Consider the following 17,826-nt stretch of genomic DNA (forward strand, 5'->3'; position numbering starts at 1 on the left):
ACCTGGCCGGGGAGCCTCGGCCTGAGACCGTGCATTTGCTGGCCCGCCTCAATGCCACTCCCCCAGTCGCACTTCGGCGCCAGGCGGAAACTGACGTGCCCTCCGGAATTACTACGCTAACCGCGCAGATCAGCTCCCGCGACGAGCAGCTCCTGGGATAAATGCCGCCATTGCAGGCACTACGATGCATCTGCCCACCGTTGAACGGGAGGTCGACAGGGAGCTGATGATGCAAAACGGGCACGTCTGCCGTGAACCTGGCTGACGTGCCCGTCGCAAGCGCTACGCCGACCCGGGGTAGCGCTGCTCACACCGGTTTAGAAGCGGTGGCGAATGCCGGTGGTCACAGCCACCTGGTTTTGTGTGCTCGAAGACGGAATGATGCCGCCGATCGAGGTCGGGACAGCGAACGAAACGCCGTTCACGTTCTCAGACGACGAATGCTGGTACACGCTCGCCAGATACACGTCGGTGCGCTTGCTCAGCGAATAGTCGGCGCCGAGTGTGACCGAATGCCATTTCGGGCTGAGCCCCGTGTCGCCGGACGACAGGCGGCTCCACGTATACGTGTAGTTGCCCACGAGCGCCAGCGCCGGCGTCAAACCATAGGTGCCGTTAAGCTCGATGTTGTCAAAGCGCATGTTCACGCCCGAACCGACGCTGCCAAGGTCCTGCAGGCGCGTGTGAGTCCACAGCAGCCCAACCGTTCCCGGACCATACGCGTAATTGGCGCCGACACCGACCGTGCGCTGCACGCCGGCCAGTTGCCCACTGCTCGTACCATTCACAGTGAACAGACCGGAATTGAGTACGGAATTGGATGCGATATTGGCATTGACGCCCGGATTGCTCATCTGGCTATAAGCAGCGGCAACCTTCAGAGGCCCGCGGTTATAACCCGCGCCAACGCTCCACTGACGACCGTCGGCAAAGGCACCGGCCTGGTTGCTGAAGCTGTACATGCCGCCGAAGCTGAAGCCGGCGTAATTGGTGCTCTGATACTTGAGCGCATTCAGATACGAATACTCGGCACCGATATTGTCATTGTTGAACGGGTGGGCGGCGAGGTTGATGCCACCGGCCTGACCTGCGAGTCCAAGCGGCGACAGGTAGTCGGTGAAGGTGTCGTACTGGCGACCCAGCGTGACGGTGCCGTAGTCACGGCTTTGCACGCCGACGTAAGCCTGGCGCGTGAACATGCCCGAGGACTGACCCGTGAAATAGCCGGGGCTGAACTGGCCGTTATTCAGGTTGAATCCGGATTCCAGCTTGAAGATCGCGTTCAGGCCACCACCCAAGTCTTCCGCGCCCTTCAGGCCGAAGTACGTATTGGACATCAGGCCACTGGACTGCGCCCACAGGCTGTGCCCGCCAGCGTTATTCACATAGGCAAGACCCGCGTCGAGCGAGCCATAGAGCGTCACGCTGCTCTGTGCATGCGCTGCCGCGCTGAATGCACCCAACACACCGAAGGCGACTAGGGTTTTTTTGAGGTTGCTTTTCATGGAGCTTTCTCCCTGTTATTAAAGTTTCGTTGCGTTAACAAAACCGCATCGGCGGACGGCGAGTATGGTGGCATCGGAGCGGAATCTGTCGGTTGCTGCCATGCAACGAGGCAGGGCTATCTCAGGCTACCTTGATAAATAGCAACCAATCTGTCGCGAGCGGGAACTTACTGGAAGGAGGGCGCATTGAGGCCATTGGCATATGTCGTGCTGACGACAATCGATGACCGGCACATCAAGGCGCCACAAGGAACAACTCATGAAGTGCCTCTTCGGCATCGCCGCCCTCTTCCCAAGGCTGCGCCATGACGGTACCGAGCACGATGCCGGTACGGAGGTCGTCGTCGAACATGGGAATGGCGAGCAGCGCCGGCAGCGCTGCGAACGAAAAGACCAGCGAGAAAGACAGCCCATCATGGACAGAATGCGCACGCCGTCGGCTCACGGTCGTCGGTCATGGCGGCAGCGCGCACGTGATGCAATATGCGATTTGCTGCGGCCTGCTGAACCTGACGCGCACGCTCACCAACGTGCGCACGCTCCTGGTCGTTGGCAGGTGTCACATGCACAGCCGGCAATTGCCCCAAGGTATCAACCGCCAGCTGGCCCTGGCGGCCCTGCACGCACTCTCCAGCGCAACGCATTGAACATCTCGTGCAGTTCGTACTTGCGCTACGGTGCACTGATGTCCGTCAGCATCGGATAAGGTGCCGCGAAACCCCACTTTTTGTCGGACACATCAGTCGGGTAGCGCTGCGGTTGGCTCTTTTCATACCGCCAAAAGTGGCTAACGCACGCTAGAACGCCTGCCAGGCCGGCTTGCTTTCGTTCGCGACAAGCGGCGTCTCGCTTCTGTGCCGGACAGCGTTCCTCGCCGTCGATACCGGCCGCCGCTGTGCCACAGTCGCGCGCACAGGCAGGCTCGCAGAACCTGCGATGGAGTCCGGCAGGCGGAAGATCGAAACGAGTTCGCGCAGGGTGCTCGACTGCGATGCCATCGACTGCGCAGCGGCGGAAGCTTCCTCGACAAGCGCCGCATTCTGCTGCGTGACTTCGTCCATCTGTATGACCGCCTGGTTGACCTGCTCGATACCGGTATGCTGCTCGACCGACGCGGATGCGATCTCCCCCATGAGGTCAGTGACACGTTTGACCGAGTCGACCACTTCCTTCATCGTGGCGCCCGCATTGTCAACGAGCGACGTGCCGGCCTCCACCTTGGCCACCGACTGGTTGATGAGCTCCTTGATTTCTTTGGCCGCCGACGCGCTACGCTGCGCGAGGCCGCGCACCTCGCTCGCCACGACGGCGAAACCGCGGCCTTCCTCGCCAGCCCGCGCGGCCTCAACCGCGGCATTCAGCGCCAGGATGTTCGTCTGAAACGCGATGCCCTCGATGACCGCAATGATTTCGGAAACCTTGGCCGAACTGGCGGAAATGTCGTGCATGGTATCAACCACCTGTGCCACCACCTGCCCGCCTCTGGCCGCCACCTCCGATGCGTTGCCGGCGAGCGCGTTACCCTGACGGGCGTTCTCGGTATTCTGTTTGACCGTCGCAGTCAACTGTTCCATGCTTGCCGCCGTTTCCTCCAGCGATGCAGCCTGCTCTTCGGTACGCTGGCTCAGGTCGGTATTGCCTGCGGCAATCTGGGCGGAACCGCTAGCGATGCTTTCGCTGCTTGAGCGGACGCGGCTCACAACGTCCAGCAGACGCTCGTTCATGTTTTTCAGCGCGTGCAACAGTTGGCTCGTTTCGTCGGTACCGGACACTTCGATGTCGGACGTCAGATCGCCCCGCGCAACGGTCTCAGCAATGCCGACTGCCCGACCCAGTGGCGTGACGATGGAACGGGTAATCAGCCATGCCACCACAACAGACAACAGCAGCGCAGCCCCGCACAGAACGCCCGTTAAAACGATCGTCGTATGGTAATTGACCTCCGCTTCTGCCTTGGCGTCGGCTGCGCCAGCCCGATTTAGCTTTACGTCCTGCTCGATCAGCCGCAGTGCCTGAGTGAAAAGCCTCGCCGACTCGCCTGTTGCAAGTGTTCTGGCCGCAGCGAACCCGGCATCGCCCGATTCGGAAAGCTCAAGCAGTTTCGCGTCAGACGTCATGTATGCGGACCACGCATTTTTTAGGTTATCCGTAATTTGCTGTTCTTCGGGCGAGGACACCAGCTTCTCGTACGCGGCCATCGCGGCGTTAAAAGACGACAGATCAGCGTCATGCTGGGCGCGCTGACTTTGCTTTGCCGTTACATCGCTCTCCATAATCGATCGCAAGCTAGCCCGGCGTACGCCGTTCGCCAAGGCTCGGATATCGCCCAGCGTCTGAACACTGGGCAGCCAGTTTCCGGCGATCTCACGCGTCCCTCCGTAGATTCTTGAGGCCTGCAACATGGCGAGGCCGCCTGTCATCAGCAACAGAAGCAGGGCAATGCCAAAGCCCACTTTAAGGCGGGTGCCAATACGTAGCGAACCTAAATATTTCATGTTCATATCTCCAGGGTGACAGTCCATATATCGGTCCTGTCCGGTCTACCTGAACTGATAGCAGGGTAAACCCTTGCCGCCAGAGCGCTGTGCTCATTTACCAGAAATACGGAATCGCCCGGTTGAAGCGCTGCAGCGGCGCCTGCTACCGATCAAGGCCTGCCGGTAACGTGTCGACGCCCAGTGTTCCGAAGACCTGTTCTGGCACTTATCCCACGCCGCAAACGGCGCTGCTGTCGCTTCGCCGCCCGGACGGCTATCGTCCGCGGCAAGAAGCCGGCGCAGGCGCAGGCCATGCGATCTGCCGGCTCCGTCGCGCAGGGGGCACGAGCGGTGGCATATGCCGCAGCCGAATACAGGTAAACTCGTATCCCGGAACGGCACGGCTGGGTCGTCCCGAAACGCTCAACCGTGACGCACGACCATTCGCAACGCGCGTACCTGTAGAGGGACAGTCAAATGAAACTTGCAGACTTCATTGAGGCCGACCTTGACGGTTTGATCGACGCCTGGGCGGAATACGCCCTGGCCATCAGCCAGGAGGACACGCTTCTTTCCGAAAGCCAGTTACGAAATTCTGCTGCCGAGATTCTGACGGCAATTGCAGCGGACATGCGAACTGCACAGAACGCGACGCAACAGGAAGCCAAATCCCGTGGCGACGATCGCGCCCCGCAATCGGAGTTCAACCGCGTGGCACACCATCACGCGGAGGACCGCCTGGCGCATGGCTTCGGTATCAACGACGTGGTGGCGGAATTCCGCGCCCTGCGCGCCACGGTGCTGCGTCACTGGCACACGACCTCGCCCGAAGGTGCCGCGGCGTTTCAGGAAATGATCCGCTTCAATGAAGCGGTTGATCAGGTCCTGGCTGAATCGGTGCGGCACTATGCGGCCCAGACCGAGCGCAGCCGCGACCTGTTTAACGGCGTGCTGGCCCACGACCTGCGCTCGCCGCTGGCGGCGATACTGAATGCAGGCGAAGTACTGCTGCATGACAACGGTCTGTCTTCCAGCAGCGTACGGGCGATTGCGTTCGTCCAGCGCAGCGCAACGCGCATGAAGCAGATGATCGACGATCTGCTGATTTTCACCCGTGCACGACTGGGCGACACGCTGCCGATCAGTTTTGCGTCGCAGGATATTGGGCGTATCTGTGGCGACGCCGCGGACGAAGTGCGGGCGTCCTACCCTGACGCCACCATCGACGTGCGTCTTGCGGGCGATCTGCGGGGCCGCTGGGACGGCGCCAGGATCGGCCAGTTGATGGTCAACCTGCTGACGAACGCGGCTCGCTATGGTTCTGGCGGCGTTGTCGTCGAAGCCGATGGCCGCGAGGGACACGTGACCATTGTCGTCTCCAACGAAGGCAATCCCATCCCGGAGAAAGCGCTGCCCACATTGTTCGATCCGCTCACGAGGGCGAATTCGCCGGAGCGGAGCGGAAGCGCTGCGGGCATTGGACTCGGCCTCTATATCTGCCGCTGCATTGTCAGGGCGCATCAGGGAACCATAGCCGTTGCATCATCGGAACGCGGAACCAGCTTCACCGTGCATATGCCGTGCTCGCCTTCGCTTTCCGGTTGAGGGCGATGATCCGACGCAGCGTGGAAGGTCGAGGCGATCCGGCGATGGAGGCGGCTTGCGCGTAAAAGCTTTGCGCGAGCTCGGCGGCCGAGGCGATGACCCGTGTGCCCCCGGTTTAAATGACAACGGGTGGGCACCTGCCCCCTGGAGTCGGTGAAGTCACAGACCAATGGAACGCAGAAAGGTCGCTCATTCGCGGGCGATGCGGCATCGTTGCCTTAATCCGTTCTTAAGGTACGCCCTGTAGGCTTGCCTTCTGCCCAGCGACGACGCGCCAGGTGTGGATGAGGTTCATTGACCTCGCGATCACCCCAATGACGATGTTCCGTTAACGTATGCTGCAAAATTCCATGACCGAACCGATCGAAGCATTTAATCGAGCGATTTTTCTTCGGCTCAACGCCACGCCAACTACCCCGCATTGGCTGACCGAAGCTGGTTTGCTGCTCGCCAACTACGCAATCTGGATCGCCCCGGTCACGCTCGCCTGCATGTGGCTGGCGGCAGGCAGCGAGAGGCGTGAAATAGCCGTTCGCGCGAGCCTCGTTGGCTTTGTCGCACTAGGCATCAACCAGTTGATCGGTATGGTCTGGTATCACCCTCGACCGTTCGTGACTGGATTGGGACACACGCTTCTGGCGCACGCGCCAGACTCGTCGTTTCCGAGCGATCACGTTACGCTGCTCTCAGCCGTGTCGTTCACTTTTCTCTACAGCGGGCTGCGACTACCTGGCTTGTTTATTCTTGCCGTCGATATCGCGGTGGCGTGGTCGCGCGTGTTTGTCGGCGTGCACTTTCCGTTCGACATGGTCGGCGCGGCCAGCGTGGCCTGGATCACATACGTTCTGAGTTCGGCACTCTGGAGCTCATGGGGATCGGCCTTTACGCGAGCATGCGTTGTGGTGTACCGCAAAACGCTCGCCTGGCCGATTGATCAAGGATGGCTGCGCCCATAACTGCGCGTCCACGCGAACCCGCTCACTACACTCCGTCATGAACAGGCCGGCCGCCCGCAACGGCCTGCCCGATCACGAAAACGCCAGATAGTGCTTCGTAAAACTGTCGCTCAACACTTCCCACAGCGTAGGCGTTCCTTTTTCCATAAACCAGGAATCGCCCGTACGGAATAGCGCGCTTTGGCCGGTGGACTCGTCGGTGATACGCACTTCTCCCTGCAGGATCGTTGCCTGTTCGCTGAACGGGTACACAAGGCGGTATGTGCCCTTCGACGTACCGAAATAGCCCGCGTTGATGGCATCGGTGGGCGCGCCGTACGTCGCGCTGCCATACGCCTGCACGTCTCCCCCTTCCAGAATTTCGGCACCGAGCTGGCTCAGACTGCCCCACGGATGAAGATGCGCGATCGTCATGTTGCGATCGATGATGGTCAGACTCATGATGAAAATCCTGTATCAGAACAAGGATGGAACTCAACGGCGTCCATTCCAGTAGCCGGACATCTGGTGAAGCGCCTTGCCCAGGCTGACGAGCAAGGCGCGATAGCGGTCTTTACCGCCAATTCCCGCGCGGCTTATTGCGCTGATCAGCCGATAACGCTCCGAGCCGCCCAGGATGCCCTCCGCCAGAATCTTGCAGATAATCTGGCTCGGCGTGACGCCGAAGCCGGAATAGCCCTGTACGAAGAACGCGTTGGCGTGTCCGGGCAGAGCGCCGATCTGCGGAAACAGGTTGCGCGTTGTAGCCATAGGACCGCCCCATGCGAGATCGATACGGACGTCGTGCAGGTACGGAAAGACTTCAAGCATCAAGCGCCGGTTCCATTGCTTGAGATCGGTGGGGACGCGTTCGATCACCTGCGTCGACGAACCGAACATCAGCCGGTTATCGTTCGTCACGCGGTAGTAATTGATGATCGGCCGGATATCGCTATACGCGCCGCGAATCGGGCTGATCTGCTCGATCAGTTCCCGGCTCAACGGTTCTGTTACCGAGTTGAACGCGTACACGTTGATCGTGCTGCGATGCAGTTCCGGCTCGATCCGGTTATTGAATCCGTCTACGGCCCACACCAGCTTGCGCGCGCTTACCGATCCCTTTGCCGTTCTGACTCTGATCCGGTCGCCATAAGTCACTTCCAGTGCAGGGCTGTATTCGAAGATCCTCACGCCGTAGATCTCCGAAATCGCCTTCGCCTCGCCAAGCAGCAGATTGAGCGAATGCACATGCCCGCCGCCCATATGCAGCAGCGCAGCCTCGTAGACGTCGGAGCCAATGATCTGCCTGACGTCGCGCCCTTCCATAAAACGTATTTCGTACGGAGAACCGAGCGACTTGAATTCTTTCTCCCAGCTGCGCAGGGTCTTCGCCTGGCGCGCGTTATAGGCGAGATAGCCGTATCCGCTGCGGAAGTCCGCATCGATGTTGTATTTAGCGATACGGTCACGCATGATCTGCGGCCCGAGGTCGCTCAATGCGAATATCGCGTGCAGACCTTCTTTGCCCACGTCGGCCTTAATGGCATCGAGATCGTGTCCGATTCCGGCCATGACCTGTCCACCGTTGCGCCCCGTGCCGCCATATCCCAGGTAGCGCCCTTCGAGCACGACCGTGTCGGTCACGCCCTGCTCCGCCAGTTCGAGCGCGGTGTGAATGCCCGAGAATCCACCGCCTACGATCACCACGTCTGCTTCAATATCGCCCTCGAGCGACGGGAAACTCAAATCGTATTTCCTGGTTGCCGTGTAGTACGTCGGCGTTTCATCCGTGTGCATTGCGTGTCCCGTCTGTTTCGAAAACGTGCGGGCCTGCAATGACCCGCACAATCCTGGTGGCAAACGATCTTAAGCAGACAGAGCGCGTGCCGTTATCACAAATCGGCAGGCGCTCAACCGAAACGAACGTGTTCTGCTCGCGTTGTTGTTTCCCGCACAGGATCCGACGTCTCAGAACATCACCCTCAGTCCCGCCATTAACGCGAGCTGGCGATTCGAATTGCTGTTCACGAGATTCGGAATCTGGGCGTAATCTGTCGTGCCGCCCGTTGCAGGGTTGATGCCCAGTCCCTGCCCGGAGGCCACCTGCCCGATCGCAACGCCGTACAGTGCCGTGCGCTTGGACAGCGCGTAGGTCGCGCCCAGGTTGACCTGATGGAAGCGAGTCGACCCGCCGCCTTCAACGTGCGCACGGTTGAAGATGTACGCAGCCCCGAGCGTCCATGTCGGCGTGAGGTTGTATGTGGTGTTCAATTCGGCGATATCGAACGTCACATCCGCGCCGTCAGGGCGGGCGCTGCTCGCGAAGTACGCACTGTTTTCAAGCTTCGTGTGCGTATAGACGAGCGCCACCATCGCATCACCTAGCGTGATCGACCCGCCGATACCTGCCGCCTTCATGGCGCGCGCATTCTGCAGGTTGCAGTACATGGCGGCCGCGTTGCTGCAGGCAAAGTCGCCAATGTAGCCGGAGGCTCCGCCCAGTGCCGCATCGAGCGGATTATTGAGATCGAGATAGCCGGCACTCACCGACACGGGGCCATGGGTATAGGCCGCAGCAAGCGCGTAGCCGCGCCGTGCGCTGAAGTCCCCGGCCTGGCCGCCAAGACTGAACGTGCCGCCGAACGTGAACCCGCTGAAGTCGACGCTCGTGAACTTCATCGCGTTGTTCATGTTGAACGCTTCGTTGAGGTTATCGACGTCGCCGAAATGCGAGCCGTAGAGCGTCGACCAGGCGTTGCTCGAGGCATATACGCCGAGAAAGTCGGAGTACGAATCGTATTGCCGCCCAAGACTAAGGGTGCCGTACCGGTCGTCTCGCAGACCCACCCACGCCTGGCGACTGAAGAGCGCGCCGTTCTGCAGCATCGCGCCGTTTCCGGTCAGGAACTGGTTCTCGAGTGCAAACGTTGCTTTAAGGCCGCCGCCCAGATCCTCGGTGCCCATGAGCCCCCACCTCGACGGCATCAGATAGCCGCCGCCAAGCTGCACGGCATGGCCGCCGTGCACGGCGCCGTTCGCGTCGGTGACCTGCTGGTTGGTCGAATACAGCACCCCTGCATCCACCGATCCGTACAGCGTCACACTGCTTTGTGCGTGTGCCTCGTGAACTGCTGCGCCGAACAGCATGACGCACGCGGCGGCATATCTCGCTTTAACTTTCATTTGCTACCTCCTATGTCTTATCAAGAATCCTGTGGCCGGGATGCACTGCGATCTGGAGCGTGTCGAACGTCGGGCAACACCCGTCCCTCTGAGCGGCGCAAAGCGCCCTCAGCCGGTGAGGAAAATGTGGGAATGAACCGCGGCTACGCGTGCGCTAGAGCCGCGAGTTGCCGAGTGCGTCGAACGCGCGTGGATTGCGCGCCTTGAGCCGGCGGGCGCTGACGATTCCAGCGACCGCGAAAACCGGCATCAACACGGTGAGCCCATACGAGAGCCCGACGCTTGCGCCCGTCAGAACCGGGAAGTTGATGATGGCGAGCACGAGCACAGCGAGGAGCGCAATGCCCGAAAGCACCGGGAACACGAAGACGCGCAACGCGCCTTCCTCGTGCTGCGCCGTGCGTGCGAAGAAGCGGAGCACGGCCGCGGACGACAGCACCATCAGCGCGATGATGCAAAGCGTCGCAAGATTCGTGAGCCACGAGAACAACGTGAGCACAGGGTCCGACTTGCCGACGATGAACGCGATGACGACGCACGCGGCAATGACGGTCTGCAATACTGAGCCAACGTGTGGGCTGCTGTGCGAGGCATGCGTGTGCCCGAGCGATGCCGGCAACAGGCCTTCGCGTCCGCTTGCATAGAAGTAGCGCGCCGCCGAATTGTGGAAAGCGAGAAGACCCGCGTAGACGCTCGTGATGAACAGCACGCTCATCGCGTCGGTCAGCGCATGGCTGGCGTAGTGATCGGACAGCGAATAGAGAAACGTCGTCGGGTCGGACAGTGCGTTCAGGGTCTTCACGATCTCGCCGGCGCCCGCGCCAATCACCATGCACCACAGCGAGAAGGCGTAGAAGCCGCCGATCAGCAGCACCGAGATATACGTTGCAAGCGGCACCGTGCGGCGCGGGTCTTTCGCCTCCTCGCTATAGATCGTGGTGGCTTCGAAGCCGACGAAACTCGCGAAGCAGAACAGGAATCCGATGGCAGGCGTGCCGCTCAGAAATACGTGCGGCGTGAACGACGCAAACGTGATGCCGTGTGCGCCGCCCGACTTGAGGATCGCCACGTCGAGAATCAGCACGACAATGTATTCGCCGAACACGAGCAGCGACAGCAGCTTCGCCGACAGGTCGATTTGCCGGTAGCCCAGCACCGCTATGCTGGCCAGCGCGAGGAGCGAACATGCCCACCACGGTACCGTGATGCCGAGCCGCGCAGACAGAAAGCCGGACGCCACTGCCCCAAACATGCCGTAGAGCCCGATCTGCATCGTGTTGTAGCCGAGCAGCGCGAGAAACGCCGCAGCACCGCCCGCGGTTGCGCCGAGCCCGCGGGCCGTGAAGGCATAGAAGCCGCCGGCGTTCGTGACGTAGCGCGACATCGCCGTGTAGCCCGCGGCGAACATCAGCAGGATCAGCACGGTAGCAATGAGCAGCGTCGGCGTGCCGGCCCCGTTGCCCAGCATGATGCCGATGGGGAAGCCGCCCGCAATCGCGACGAGCGGGCCCGCGGCCGAGATGACGAAGAAAACGATGAAGCCGAGGCCGAGCGCGCCCTTGCGTAGCTCGGTCGAAGGTGTAGGGTCCATTGCGACACTCATTTGATTCGCTCCCGATGGAATGGCCTGTCTGCTGTCGTGGTGCACGGCATCGGGGCCGCTCGTCTGCGGTCCGACTGGACCGGACGATAGCCCGCCGTGTGGATGGCAATGTATGAAGCCAAAAGTCGAGTCCGGCAGCACAGATTGGCAAGACGTCGCATGCCTGGGGTTTACGCGTTCCCATGAGAGCGGGCTGCACCATGCCGTAGCGTGATCGAGCGAGGGATGGGCAAGGCGACCCGGCATTCATACGAATGCCGGGCCATGTGAGAGCGCTGGGACACGACACCACATCGCGCCGCGCCAGATGCAATCTTGATGAAGGGACACCTGGATCATGCAGCGCACGGCGCACGCAGCGTTTCGACGTGCGCGCAGCACGTCGCGTCAATTCTTTCGCGGCGTCTGCGAGGGCAATTCGCCGAAGAGGTCGCGGTACTCCCGCGCGAAGTAGCTGAGATGCGTGAACCCCCAGCGGGCGGCGGCGTCGCCGATCAGCAATTCGCCCGCCGCTGTCGAGCGCAACAACTGGCGCACCGCGTTGAGACGGATGGAGCGCAGGTATTCGACCGGCGTGACGTTCGCGACGCGCTGAAAACTCGTCTGAAGCGTGCGGCGGCTACAGCGCAGATGGCGGCACAAGTCCAGCACCGTGAGAGGCTGGTCGGCCTGCTCCTGGATCAGGCGTTCGCAACGCCGCACGATTTCGCTGTAGGTGCTGTGCGTCAGGTCGCGCGTCTCCTCGGTGGCGGCTTCGAGAAGACCGAGCATGAGGCTCACCACCTCATCCTGAAAAAGTCGGGTGGCCGACGGGTTGACGAAGCCGGCCGGATTGCGTGCCGCGGCCTCGAAATAGCGCGTCAGACCTTCGCGCAGAACGGCAACGCGTTCGCCGGGCACGGGCAACACGTGCTTCCTCAACTGACGCACGGCAGCGTCGCCGACCGTGATCCCGACGAGTTCCTCCATCGTTCCGGCCGCCAGGCTGACAACGGCGTAATGCATCGACTCCGGGGTGTAGAGGCGAAACTCCTCGTGCGTGCCGAGCGCCATGATGGCGTAGCCATCGACACGCTGCCCCTGGAACGTGCCCTGCATGGGCGCGGTCAGCGGCACGGCTATAGACGAGAGGCCGTTCGGCGAAACGCCCGCCTGCACGACTCGCCGGTTGGTCGCTTCCTGGAAGAACTGGAAGCCCGGGCTGTTCACCTGAAACAGCGTGCCTTCGAAGCGGCCGGGCGTGAGCTGGCGATAAACCTGCTCCCAACCGTTGACGGCATGTGATAGATCGTGGGCGTCGGCGAGGGCGGCAATCCGAAATTCCATCATCCTCTCCTGCGAAACACCAGGCATCGTGCCCGATCAAAATTCGGATTGCGACAAGGTCTTTAGGACTTTCGTATAGCCAATGCCGACGCGCTACGTTCAGTGCGCAATACAGACCGATTTCGTCTCGGTGAAACCCTCGATTGCATGCCGGCCAAACTCGCGGCCAATGCCGGACTGCTTGTAACCGCCAAACGGCATGGCGGGATCGAGCGGCACATGGCAATTCACCCACACGGTACCCGCCTCCATCTGCGGAACGAGATTCATCGCCGCGCGCAGATCGTTGGTCCAAAGGCTTGCAGCGAGGCCGTATGGGCTGTCGTTCGCCAGATGCAAGGCTTCGGCCACATCGTCGAACGGTGCGAGCGCCAGCACGGGGCCGAATACTTCGTCGCGCACGATAGCCGCGTCGGGCGGAACATCGGCGATTACGGCGGGCCGCACGTAATAGCCCGGCTCTTCGGCTCGCGCGCCGCCGGCCAGAAATCGCAGCCCCTCGGCGCGGGCGCGCGCAAGGTGGTCTTCCACGCGCGCGCGGTGGTGCGCCGAAACCAGCGGATTGATCTGCGCAGACGGGTCGAGGCCGGGGCCCATCGTCATGGCGTTCGCGCAGTCGGCCAGCCCTTCGGCCACCTGCCGATATTTGCTGCGATGCACATAGATGCGCGACACGGCCGCGCACACTTGCCCCTGGTTCAGGAACCCGCCCGCAAGTGCTCCTTGCACGGCCTGATCGACGTCGATGTCGGCCAGCATCACCGCCGGATTCTTGCCACCGAGTTCGAGCGAAAAACGCGTCATGTTCTGCACGGCCGCCGTGCCGACCCGCTTGCCGGTGGGCGTCGAACCGGTAAACGAAATCTTGTTGACGCCTGGATGCGCCGCAAGCGCCGCCCCGCATTCCGCGCCGCCTGTGACCACGTTGAACGCGCCCGCCGGGATGCCCGCGTCGATGGCCAGTTCGGCAAGCCGCAACGCCGTGAGCGGTGTTTCGGGCGACGGCTTGATGACGACCGAACACCCGGCGGCAAGCGCGGGAACGAGCTTCCAGACCGCGATCATCATCGGAAAATTCCACGGCACGATACCGGCCACGACGCCCACCGGCTCGTGCCGCGTGAACGCCGTATAGCGGGCGCCAGGGGGAAATGGAATCGACACGTCGAGCGTCTCGCCCACGATCTTGGTTGCCCATCCGGCCATATAGCGGACGTACTCGAGCGTGGCCCCCACGTCGATCGCGCGGGCAACATTGATCGACTTGCCCTGGTTGAGGGTCTCCAGCTGCGCGAGTTCCTCGGCGTGCGCCTCCAGCACGTCTGCGAAACGCAACAGGATGCGCTCGCGATCGGCAGGCCGCAGCCCGCGCCACACGCGCGCCTCGAACGCGGTGCGCGCACTCGCCACGGCCCGGTCCACGTCGGTCGCATCGGCATCCGGCACCGTGGTCAGTACATGACCCGTCGCGGGATCGAATACGTTTGACCGGCGCGGCGAATGGGCGAGGCCAATGGCGCCGTCGATAAAGAGGCCGTGTTCCCGTCCGACGAATGCACGGACGGCGTCGCATAGGGCGACTGTCGCATCGCTGCTCATATCGTTGATCTCTCGACTCTGGGGTGAAGTGGCGTGCCCGGTGTGCGTTTGACCCGCAGCGTTCGCGGATCGGACACCGATTGCAGCCCTCCGACTCTAAAGAGTCGGCGCGACGCGCGTTAGCGCAAATCGGCAGATACGCGGGAATTGCGGGTAAACCGCGACGGGCGGCGCGCCGGCGCGGGCCGGGCAACTCAACGATCGGCCCGGCGAGCGGGCCACACGCACCGTTCAAACGTGCGGCGCCCGCGGAACAGCCGGCGCGGCAATAACACCGAGTCTGCTGCGTTCACCTGCATGAGCAGGACAAACCGCGTGCCGTCGTCGTGAGCCACGATGGCGCAACTCGCATGCACCAGCCCGCGGCGAAAACGCGGATCGACAGCCAGCACGTCGATTTCGTCGTGCAGACCCTCGCAGCGTGCACCGTCTACGACATTCCAGCTATCCGGCAAGCGCAACAGAATGTCTGCCACGTCCTCCTCGTGAGAGATCACGGCGGCAAGCGCGCCGGGGCAGCGCCGGAACCACGCCGGCACGCCCGCCGGCCTGACCGCCACCGCGGCCACCGCGTAGAGCAGCAGTGCCGACTCGTCCGGCCTCCGGCCAGCGGTCGGTTGCCGGGACGAGACGGGGTTCATTGCGCGCAACGCAGAAATACCGGCCGTCGCGGCGGGCTTCGTCAATGGAACAGCACACCGACCAGTTCGGTGCGGCTCGATACGCCGAGTTTGCGGAACATGCGCAGCAGGTGCGTCTTGACCGTGGGCTGGGCGAGCGCCAGATCGCGGGCAATCTGCTTGTTCGAGAGCCCGTTGCGCACCAGCCGCGCGACCTGTTCCTCGCGATGCGTAAGACGCGCCGCGCGGTCCGCCGCCTCGGGCCCGGCCTGGGAGAGACACAGCGCCGGTTCGCGGCGCAGCCTGGACGCCAGCGCGACTTCGAGCAACGGCGCAAGCGCATTCGCGCTTTCCACCTCCGTTCGGGAAAACGGCGCCTCGGGCGCGAAGCGCAGCAGCGAAAATGCGCCGACTACATGGCCGTCGGCTCGCAAGAGTACTTCCATCACGTCGACCACGTGATGCGGCCGCAAGAAGCGCTGCCAGTAGACAGACTTGCCGCGCAGCGTCTCGGGCAGTTCACCGGCGAGCGTGACCACGCTGCCTTGCTGTTGGACACAGCGCGATGGATGTAACGGGTCGAGCAGGCAATAGCGCTGCAGATAGGTGCGATGCATGCCCTCCGCCAGGCCGAACAGTTCGAAGCCCGATGGCTGGCGATCGCTGCCGATCCGGTAGAACACCGTGGCGCCGGGCCGCACGAGTCCGGCGAGTGTGGCCACGGCGGCTTCGAGCGCATGATCCTCGCGCCTGGCGTGCCGCACAGCGGGGTAGGGGCGAATACCGGGGTCACAGATCATGACGTCTCCTTCATGAGCCAGTCGAGGCTTTGCCCTACCGATAGTAGTGACCGGCGCCCCGAAGCCGTGAGCCTTAATTGGCAAATCCCCTTCCCTTCGCCAATGGATCGCCTCGCGCTGTGGCGGGTTTCGCGGGCCAGCGCGCTTACCGGCGCCCCTTGCCCACCGGTCAGGATGACGTGTTCATTCGGGATGCCGCGTGACGTTGAGCACCTGGGCGTGCGCACCGACCGGGAAATTGGAGAGCGCGTCGAAGCGGTTGCCGTGATAGCCGAAGATCTTGCCGTCGGTCTTCATGCGCTCGAGGTCGATCATCACGACGCCGAGTGTCGGCACGATCTTCTCGCGCCAGATGAACAGATACAGCGCGGTGTCGATACCGATCGTGTGGCAACGGTCAACATCGCCCAGCCCCGCCTCCACGCCAGACAGACACTGCCACGCGTAGAAGTTGTCGTTCAGATAGATGTGCTCGTAGCGCTCGGTCGCACTGTAGATATACAGGTTGCGCATGCCGATCAACTCCGCGGTGGGCGCATGGAGCGCGGCGTCCTGGGTGCCGGTATCGGCACCGATGCGGCCATGACGTATCTGCGCCTGCACGCCCGTCAGCTCCATTGCGCGCTCGACGCGCGTGAATGCGTCGATCCGCGTTTCCTTTTCGCCCGGCAGCACGCCCACGACGACCGTGCAAAGCTGTTTGCCCAGGTCCAGCACATAGCTGGTGCTGGACGCTCGCGATTGGCCGTCCGCGTCCACGAGCGGCTCGTCGGCGCCGATGTAATCGACGAAGTAGATGCCCGCGCGCAGCGAGGTCACGCGGCACGCATGCCGTTCGCGCGGTTGTGCCGGTTGCGCGGCCCCCGCCGGGACACGTTCGACCTCCACCGATTGCGCGGTGTCGAAATGCAGCGTGTCGACGCCTCCATCTGCGAAGGTCAACACCAGTGTGCGTCCTTCGAGATCGCCGACGGGCGCAAGAATGTGGCTATTGGGCGCAAAGCCGTCGGCAAGCGCGCCGACCTGGATGAACGCGGGTTGGGACGTCATGATGAAGCGGGCTCCTGTGGACGAAGGCTGAACACGCACCGCCCATTGAACGGCGGCACAGGCATCCACTCTACAGACGCGTCGCCGCGCGCGGCATCGACCAGAAGGATGACAACGGCTGCAACACGCCGTCGATGCAGTCACGAAACGGCGTTCGTGTGTCCGGGGTAAAAACGCATTGCCAACTTTTTTTGTTTGCGCCAGATCGCCGGTGACCATCGCCGACGGCCCGAAAATCCATGCAGCGCACCCTCCTGCCCTACGCCTCGCCCATCGTAGCTGCCGCGCCCGGCCGACGGGCTCTTATCGCGCCACGCGCCTCTTCAACCCGGGCGTCAACCACTGGACCTTCTCGCCGATCATCGGCGCGACGTACATCACCAACAGCGGATTCGAAATCTCGACCAGCATCGAGATCGATCAGAACACGACGAACCACGCAACGAACTACCGCAGCGGCACCGGGTTCCGGCAGGTGTTCGCGATCGGCCAGCACATCGGCCCGTTCACCGCCGGCCTCGGCGGCTACCTCGAGCGGCAGCTGAGCAACGACCACGGCCCGAACGTCGACGGCACGCATCGGGACACACGTTCGGTCACTTGATGGAGCGCTACGACGTGCTGTTGACGCCCACGCTCGCCATGCCGCCGCCGCCGCCGGCCGAGCTTGCAACAGTGGACGACGCTCAATCGTTGAGCGAAGTCATCGATCGGTCCCACCGGTTTTCGCCGTTCACGGCCTGGTTCAATGCGACGGGACAACCGGCGATGTCGGTGCCGCTTTACTGGGACGAAAAGGGGCTGCCCGTCGGCAGTCATTTCGCAGGTGCGTTCGCCGCAGAGTCGCTGCTGTTTTCGCTTGCGGTGCAGCTCGAGCGGGCTACGCCCTGGTCCGATCGACGACCACCGATCTCCGTTGGCGGTCCGACGTCGTGAGCTATCCGAAGGACGTTCCACCGCGCCGGCATCGCGACGTATGCCGGCGCTTCGCCATGATCCTAGCCATACTTCGCGTCAAAGCATCTGCGGCTACCTCGATAAGCCAATCCCGGCGTTTACGGGGGAAACCGGGTACTGCATGACAGGCGTTCCGCGCGCCGTGCATCGCGCGCGAATCCTCGGA

General features: G+C 62.5%; 14 protein-coding genes and 2 pseudogenes. 4 read left to right on the forward strand and 12 right to left on the reverse strand.

The window, feature by feature from the left end:
* Nucleotides 1-317: 317 nt before the first annotated feature.
* The 3 genes and pseudogenes from P2869_RS28285 to P2869_RS28295 all read right to left on the reverse strand — a co-directional run bounded on the left by P2869_RS28285 (nucleotide 318) and on the right by P2869_RS28295 (nucleotide 4,000).
* Complete coding sequence (locus P2869_RS28285) at nucleotides 318-1,505, reverse strand: porin (protein ID WP_017775005.1); 1,188 nt, start codon at nucleotides 1,503-1,505, stop codon at nucleotides 318-320.
* Between the two features lie 500 nt (nucleotides 1,506-2,005).
* Nucleotides 2,006-2,204: pseudogene (locus P2869_RS28290) on the reverse strand (hypothetical protein); the annotation flags it as partial.
* 98 nt (nucleotides 2,205-2,302) lie between these two features.
* Complete coding sequence (locus P2869_RS28295) at nucleotides 2,303-4,000, reverse strand: methyl-accepting chemotaxis protein (protein ID WP_126877086.1); 1,698 nt, start codon at nucleotides 3,998-4,000, stop codon at nucleotides 2,303-2,305.
* A 459-nt stretch (nucleotides 4,001-4,459) separates the two neighbouring features.
* On the opposite strand from P2869_RS28295, the gene P2869_RS28300 reads away from it, so the two are divergent.
* Complete coding sequence (locus P2869_RS28300) at nucleotides 4,460-5,587, forward strand: sensor histidine kinase (RefSeq protein WP_277598681.1); 1,128 nt, start codon at nucleotides 4,460-4,462, stop codon at nucleotides 5,585-5,587.
* A 350-nt stretch (nucleotides 5,588-5,937) separates the two neighbouring features.
* Nucleotides 5,938-6,543, forward strand: coding sequence for an undecaprenyl-diphosphatase (locus tag P2869_RS28305; RefSeq protein WP_277598682.1), 606 nt, complete (start codon nucleotides 5,938-5,940; stop codon nucleotides 6,541-6,543).
* A 72-nt stretch (nucleotides 6,544-6,615) separates the two neighbouring features.
* On the opposite strand, the gene P2869_RS28310 is transcribed toward P2869_RS28305, so the two are convergent.
* The 9 genes from P2869_RS28310 to P2869_RS28350 all read right to left on the reverse strand — a co-directional run bounded on the left by P2869_RS28310 (nucleotide 6,616) and on the right by P2869_RS28350 (nucleotide 16,703).
* On the reverse strand, nucleotides 6,616-6,984 hold the full coding sequence (locus P2869_RS28310) for a cupin domain-containing protein (protein ID WP_277598683.1): 369 nt from the start codon (nucleotides 6,982-6,984) through the stop codon (nucleotides 6,616-6,618).
* 33 nt (nucleotides 6,985-7,017) lie between these two features.
* Nucleotides 7,018-8,319, reverse strand: coding sequence for an FAD-binding oxidoreductase (locus P2869_RS28315; protein ID WP_277598684.1), 1,302 nt, complete (start codon nucleotides 8,317-8,319; stop codon nucleotides 7,018-7,020).
* 171 nt (nucleotides 8,320-8,490) lie between these two features.
* Complete coding sequence (locus tag P2869_RS28320; RefSeq protein ID WP_277598685.1) at nucleotides 8,491-9,705, reverse strand: porin; 1,215 nt, start codon at nucleotides 9,703-9,705, stop codon at nucleotides 8,491-8,493.
* A 154-nt stretch (nucleotides 9,706-9,859) separates the two neighbouring features.
* Nucleotides 9,860-11,308 carry an APC family permease gene (locus P2869_RS28325; protein ID WP_277598686.1) on the reverse strand — a complete coding sequence of 483 codons (1,449 nt, stop codon included), beginning with the start codon at nucleotides 11,306-11,308 and terminating at the stop codon, nucleotides 9,860-9,862.
* Between the two features lie 387 nt (nucleotides 11,309-11,695).
* A complete protein-coding gene (locus P2869_RS28330; RefSeq protein WP_017774996.1) occupies nucleotides 11,696-12,634 on the reverse strand; it encodes a helix-turn-helix domain-containing protein in 939 nt (312 codons plus the stop codon).
* 99 nt (nucleotides 12,635-12,733) lie between these two features.
* Nucleotides 12,734-14,233 (reverse strand): aldehyde dehydrogenase family protein, encoded by a 1,500-nt coding sequence (locus tag P2869_RS28335; RefSeq protein ID WP_277598687.1) that lies wholly within the window; start codon nucleotides 14,231-14,233, stop codon nucleotides 12,734-12,736.
* Nucleotides 14,234-14,427: 194 nt separating this feature from the next.
* Complete coding sequence (locus P2869_RS28340) at nucleotides 14,428-14,874, reverse strand: hypothetical protein (RefSeq protein ID WP_199540913.1); 447 nt, start codon at nucleotides 14,872-14,874, stop codon at nucleotides 14,428-14,430.
* Between the two features lie 41 nt (nucleotides 14,875-14,915).
* Nucleotides 14,916-15,653 (reverse strand): LuxR C-terminal-related transcriptional regulator, encoded by a 738-nt coding sequence (locus P2869_RS28345; protein WP_017774993.1) that lies wholly within the window; start codon nucleotides 15,651-15,653, stop codon nucleotides 14,916-14,918.
* Between the two features lie 183 nt (nucleotides 15,654-15,836).
* A complete protein-coding gene (locus P2869_RS28350) occupies nucleotides 15,837-16,703 on the reverse strand; it encodes a MoaF C-terminal domain-containing protein (protein ID WP_277598688.1) in 867 nt (288 codons plus the stop codon).
* Nucleotides 16,704-16,914: 211 nt separating this feature from the next.
* Between P2869_RS28350 and P2869_RS28355 the strand changes: the two genes are divergently transcribed.
* Both P2869_RS28355 and P2869_RS28360 read left to right on the forward strand, forming a co-directional pair.
* Nucleotides 16,915-17,307, forward strand: coding sequence for a transporter (locus P2869_RS28355; protein WP_277598689.1), 393 nt, complete (start codon nucleotides 16,915-16,917; stop codon nucleotides 17,305-17,307).
* Nucleotides 17,202-17,639, forward strand: a pseudogene (locus tag P2869_RS28360) (amidase family protein); the annotation flags it as partial. The gene P2869_RS28355 and the pseudogene P2869_RS28360, both read left to right, overlap by 106 nt.
* Nucleotides 17,640-17,826: the final 187 nt, after the last annotated feature.

It is taken from the genome of Paraburkholderia sp. SUR17 (assembly GCF_029536165.1).
In the GTDB taxonomy this organism is placed as follows: domain Bacteria; phylum Pseudomonadota; class Gammaproteobacteria; order Burkholderiales; family Burkholderiaceae; genus Paraburkholderia; species Paraburkholderia kururiensis.